This window comes from Deltaproteobacteria bacterium, assembly GCA_005879795.1.
Classification (GTDB): domain Bacteria; phylum Desulfobacterota; class Binatia; order DP-6; family DP-6; genus DP-6.
The window spans coordinates 1-5,064 of sequence record VBKJ01000018.1 but is presented as its reverse complement, the minus strand read 5'-3'; the positions used below and the strand labels follow the sequence as shown (position 1 = coordinate 5,064).

The following is a 5,064-nucleotide window of genomic DNA, read 5'->3' as shown; positions in this document are numbered from 1 at the left end:
GCTGGTGGGGCGGCTGGGGCGGCCCGCGCATCGTCAACAACGTCGTCATACAGCACAACACCTACGTGAACGTGCGCAACGTGACGGTCTTCCAGAACACGCACGTGCACAACGCCGTGATCGCGGTCAATCGTGACCACTTCGGCCGGGGGCACGTCGAGCACGTGCGCCTGGCCGCGGCCGACGTGAAACGTCTCCGTCCGATCCACGGAAACCTCGGCGTGAAGCCGACCCCGGCGAGCCTGGTCGCGAAGGAAGGCCACGCGCTCCGCCCGCCGCAGGCGGTGCATGCCCGGCCCGTGGTGGCGACGCGCCCGCCGCAGGACCACTCGCAGCACCTGCGCGCCGCGGGGCTCAACCCGCCAGCGAGCGCGACGCCGCCGCCCCGGCTCGTGCACGCGCCGCGGCCGCAGGGCGGCGGCCGCCAGGCCTCACCCGGTGGCCGCGCGACCCCACCGTCACCGCCGGGAGCGGAGCACCGCCGGCTGGGCCAGGCAGGGGCGCGCCCCGCGCCGCCGCCGGAGCGCGCGCGGAGCGAGCGTCCGAACCCGGGCGGCCCGCACGAGCACGGAGCGCCGCATGCGCCGGCCGCTGCGGGACAACCGCACGGCGGCACGCGCGCACCCGAACACGCAGCGCCGCCGGCGGCGCCGCGCCACGCGGAGCACGCGCGGCCGGCGCCGTCCCCACCGCCGCATCACGGCGAGCATCAGCACGCGCAGCCGCCGCCGCAAGGCGCTCTCCCGCCACCGCACGTGTCGCACGGCACGCACCCGGGCGCACAGATGCCGCGGCCCGCGCCGCACGAGAAGCCGCATCACACGCCGCCCGCCGCACCGCCCTCGGCGCGCTGGGGCGCGCCTCGCCCGCCGCAGGCCTCGATTCGGCCGGCGCGCCCGGAACGCTTCCGCGCGCCAGCGTGGGCGCGTCCGAACGAGCGGCGGGCACGGCCCCCGCACGCCTAGCGCGCTGGCCCTCGGGCCCTCTCACGGAATGACGCGTGCACCGTCTCCACGGGGACGGCGCACGCCGTCTCGAACACGGTCCTCCGGATGACCCACCGCGCAGGGCGTAGCGAGTAGGGGGAGGCTCACGCCACGGCGCTTACCGTCCGCCCCCTCCAGGAAGCGGACAGACGGATTTCCCTTACATCTCGAAGCGCCCCACCGGGCGCACAGTTAGTTAGTATTCGGGATCCGTCCTTTGCGGGCGGAATGGTCACGGCGATTCGATGACGGCCAGGATCCGGTCCTCTCGACACTCCGCCGCTGCGTGACGCCGCCCCGGCCCGCGTGCTATGCGAACGCCGGCCGCATCCCGCCGCCGTGGCACGGCGGCGAGGGCCACGCCACGGAGGAACCTCATGCTCGGACGGAACCGTCGCACGGCTGTGACTCTCGCCCTCACCCTGCTGGCGCTCGCCGGGTGCCGCACCGGCTCCGGCCGGCCCGCCGCGCCATCGGGTGTCGCACCGACTTCCCCGCCCCTCCGGGTCGGCGTCACCCCGTCCTCGCCGCCGTTCGCGTTCCGGCAGGGTGGCGAGCTGGTCGGCCTGGAGGTGGACTTCGCCCGCGCCCTCGCGGGTGCGCTCGGCCGGCCGCTCCAGCTCCGCGAGGTGGACTGGGACGACCAGATCCCGGCGCTCCTGGCGGGTCGGACCGACGCCATCATGTCGGGCATGACGATCACGCCGGCGCGGCAGGTCCGGATGGCGTTCAGCGACCCCTATCTCAGCTCGGGCCTTCTCGCGGTCGTGCGGCGCGGCGACCGGGACCGCTATCCCGACGGCAAGACCGTGCTGCGGAAGGTCGGCGCAATCGGCGTGGTGGGAGGGACGACGGGGGAGCGCTTCGCCCGCGAGCAGCGGGCCGCCTCGGTGTCCGTCTATCCGACCCCGGCGGCCGCGGTCATGGAGCTGCAGCAACATCGCGTGGACGCCGTCATTCACGACGCCCCGGTGTTGCTCTGGTTCGTGTCCGGCCACGAGGCCGAGCTGGCGCCGGTGCTGGACCCGCTCAACCGGGAGGAGCTCGGCTGGGGCCTGCGCCCCTCCGACGACGAGCTGCGCGCCGCCATGAACGGCGCGCTCGCGCGCTGGCGCGAGGACGGCACCCGCGAGCGGATCCTGTCGCGCTGGATCCCTTACCTGTCCCGGCTCGAGGCCGAGGTCCGCGCCCGATGAGCACGGCGTCCGCGCCGCGTCTCACACTGGTCGTCTGCCTCGCTGCGACCGCCTGCAGTCTCAACCCCATCACCCGACGGCCCGAGATCGTCCTCGTCTCGCGCGCGAAGGAGCGCGAGCTCGGCGAGCAGGAGGCGCGGCGAGTCGCCGAGACCATGGGGCTCGTCGACGACCCGGTGCTCACCGCCTACGTGAGCGCCGTCGGGCAGCGGCTCGTGGAGCACGCGCCGGGGCACGAAGCCTCCACGTGGCCGACACCGCCGAGCCCAACGCCTTCGCGCTGCCCGGAGGCTACGTCTACGTGTCGCGCGGGCTCCTCGCGATCACCAACTCGGAGGACGAGCTCGCGACACGAGATCGGCCACGTGGCCGCCCGCCACGCCGTGAACCGGGTGACGCGCGCGGCGCCGCTCGCGGCCTGACGGGCCTCGGTGCGGCGGTGACGGGGATCGTGAGCCCCACGCTGAGCGACGTCGTGGGCGGAATCGGAGGCCTTGCGGGCGCGCTCGTGGTGGCCCCGTACAGCCGCGGGCAAGAGCACGAGGCGGATCGTCTCGGCCAGGAGTTCGCCGCCGAGGCGGGCTGGATCGTCGCCCTCGGCGGCGAGACGCTCGCGCAATTGTTCGACCGCGCTGACGCCACCGCCACATGGCCGCCGTCGCCAACGGCGTCGTAGCGAGCGCGCCCCTGCCCCGGGGACAGCTCGTCAAGGTGGCCCGGTCGGAGCCCTACCGGCCGCGCTGAACAGGAGCGTCCGGGGGCGGCGGTGCTGCGGGGCGGTCCCCTCCGATCGTGATGATGCCGTGCGGGCGGGTCGTATACGCGGCGGAGACCACACGCGCCATTGGACCATGGTCCAATGCACGACGGTCGCGACTCGCCGATGGGCTCGGCGCGGTGTATGAGAGGCATCAGCTCAGTGGCTGGCCTCTCGCTTTTCACGCAGCCGCCGCTGTATCAGATCCGCCCAGGCCTGGGATGCGTCCTCGACGCTGTCCCAGGACTTGAGCACTCCTTCCGGCGCCTTCGCGCACCTGTACGTGCATCACGCAGCCGGGCCGGAGCGGTACCCCGGCCCGGCCGCGCATGCGTCACGGGCGTCGGCGGAGCTACTCCTCCGTGATCTCGACGCGCCGGTTCTTCGCCCGGCCCTCGGCTGTCTTGTTGCTCGCGATCGGCTTCGTCTTGCCGTAGCCGCGCGTCGTGATGCGCGACGCATCGATCCCGTGTGCGACCAGGTAGTCGCGGACGGCATTGGCCCGCCGCTCCGACAGGCGCTGGTTGTAAGCCTCCGACCCGACCGAGTCGGTGTGGCCTTCGACGGTGGCGCGGACCTCGGGGTGCTGCTTCATCGTCTGGACGACCTCCTCGACCTTCTCCTCACCTGCCGGCTTCAGCTTCGCCTTGTTGAAGTCGAAGTACGTGTCGGCAGAGAGCTCGATGTGCTTCTTCACCGGCGGCGGAGGCGGCGCTGGCGGCGGCGGAGGCGGCGGGGTTTCCTGCTGGGGGTCACAGATCACGTGGCCGAGGAGCGCGCCGAGGAGCCCGCCTCCGACGGCCCCCGCACCGGCCGCGGCGCCCGTCTCCTGGTGGCTGCCGCCATGGCCGCCCTCGTAGGCATTGACGAGCCCACCCGCCGTGCCGGCGCCCACGGCTGCGCCGGCGAGTCCGCCGGCGAGCGCGCAGTAGCCCCAGCGCCGCTCGTGCATGGCGCTGCAGCCCGTCAGGATCATGAGCCCGACGAGCCCGATCGCTGTCACCCTCTGGTCACGCATCGTGTCTCTCCTTCCGTCCATGGCCCGCACTCGGGCGCGCTTCCTACCGCAATGGACCTAGCCAGTCAAACTTCCGGCAGTCTCGCCAGCCAGCATGAGAGCACCCGGGTATCCCGCCTCACCCCAGGGCCGATGCACAGCGCCGCGAAGCAGAGCGCGATGCGCGAGAACGATCGGTTGCGACTCATCGTGCGATCCTCCGCGAACCCCGATCCGGAGGCCTTATCCCAATTCAGCGCCGCGACGGCTATTGGACCATGGTCCAATTTGCCCGTGCGCCAGGGTCTTTTTGGGTCGCGCCGGATCCTCACCTCGCACCGCCATCCAGTCCTCGCAGCTGCTGCGCCCAGCGCGCGCTCGCCTCGGTATCGCCGGCCGCGAGCGACAGCTCCACGAGCGCAGTCAGGATCTCCCGCTCGCCCGTGAACCGGCGGTGCGCATCGGCGAGGATCCCCAGCGCCTTGGCACGCTCGCCGGCGGCGTCGAGGCCGAGCGCATAGACGTAGGCGTAGCGCGGCTCGTCGGGCGCGAGCTCGGCCGCCCTCCCCAGCTCCGCCGACCGCCCGGTACTGCTTCGCGGTGACCAAGACGTCCGTACGGGCTCGCGCTGCCAAGTCCACGGACGGCGCGCCAGCCGATCGTCCAGAACGTCCTCGCTTCGGTGTGAGATGTGGAGACTCGCGTCGACGGGAGTCCGGGGCCATCGTCCAGCGTCGCCTCGGGTTGTTGCTGCGAAGCTCGCGCCCGATCAGCACCAGGCCGTTTTCGCCGCCCCTGGCCTCGGCGTCGTCTCCACGGCTTCCCTGCGTCACCGGCCTGCGATACGGTGCAACCATGGACGAGATGGCGAATCGAGCTCCCCGACGCGCGCGATGGGGACCGAGCGTCTCTTCCACTGCGATCCTGGTCGCCCTCCTCGTCCGGCTCGGCCCCCCGTCCGCGCTGGCCGCGGCGCCGCAGGAGCGCGTCCGTCAGACCCTCGACGCCGTGTCGGCCGTGTTGAACGACCCGGAGCTGCAGGGATCGGCCAAGGAACGCGACCGGCGCGAGCGGGTCGGGAAGGTCATGCGCGACTCGTTCGACTTCCGGGCGATGGCTCGGGAGTCG

At 72.9% G+C, this 5,064-nt stretch carries 4 protein-coding genes and 1 pseudogene; 4 read left to right on the top strand and 1 reads right to left on the bottom strand.

Annotation, left to right across the window (positions count from 1 at the left end):
* Nucleotides 1-1,297: 1,297 nt before the first annotated feature.
* The 3 genes and pseudogenes from E6J59_00790 (at nucleotide 1,298) to E6J59_00780 (ending at nucleotide 2,858) form a co-directional block, all read left to right on the top strand.
* Nucleotides 1,298-2,182: an amino acid ABC transporter substrate-binding protein gene (locus tag E6J59_00790; GenBank protein ID TMB24130.1), complete on the top strand. Its 885-nt coding sequence runs from the start codon at nucleotides 1,298-1,300 to the stop codon at nucleotides 2,180-2,182.
* Between the two features lie 34 nt (nucleotides 2,183-2,216).
* A pseudogene (locus E6J59_00785) lies at nucleotides 2,217-2,531 on the top strand (hypothetical protein).
* Nucleotides 2,532-2,621: 90 nt separating this feature from the next.
* Nucleotides 2,622-2,858: a hypothetical protein gene (locus E6J59_00780; protein TMB24129.1), complete on the top strand. Its 237-nt coding sequence runs from the start codon at nucleotides 2,622-2,624 to the stop codon at nucleotides 2,856-2,858.
* Between the two features lie 433 nt (nucleotides 2,859-3,291).
* Here E6J59_00780 and E6J59_00775 read toward each other — a convergent pair whose 3' ends face one another.
* A complete protein-coding gene (locus E6J59_00775) occupies nucleotides 3,292-3,978 on the bottom strand; it encodes an OmpA family protein (GenBank protein TMB24128.1) in 687 nt (228 codons plus the stop codon).
* 813 nt (nucleotides 3,979-4,791) lie between these two features.
* On the opposite strand from E6J59_00775, the gene E6J59_00770 reads away from it, so the two are divergent.
* A partial coding sequence (locus tag E6J59_00770; GenBank protein TMB24127.1) for an ABC transporter substrate-binding protein occupies nucleotides 4,792-5,064 on the top strand: 273 nt, incomplete at its 3' end.